The sequence below is a fragment of the Photobacterium sp. R1 genome (assembly GCF_054600795.1).
On sequence record NZ_BAAHZP010000653.1, the window covers coordinates 1 to 262 of the forward strand.

1 pseudogene is annotated in these 262 nt (G+C 53.1%); it reads left to right on the forward strand.

The window, feature by feature from the left end:
* Positions 1 to 262: pseudogene (locus tag ACYP03_RS26680) on the forward strand (calcium/sodium antiporter); the annotation flags it as partial.

The window sequence follows — 262 nt, forward strand, 5'->3', positions numbered from 1 at the left end:
GGCGAAGACGACATGGCAGTTGGTAACATTATAGGTTCCAATGTCTTCAACATTCTGGCTGTGATGGGCCTGCCGGGCCTGCTCAACCCCTCAGTGATCAGTCCGCTGGCGATGGGACGAGACTTCTACATCATGCTGGGCCTGTCTGTCCTGCTGGTGCTGATGGCACTGGGTAAACGCCGTCGTATCAACCGCCTGGAAGGCTTGATTCCGATTTTATGCTTTGTCGCCTATCAGAGCTATCTGCTTTATAATATGGCGG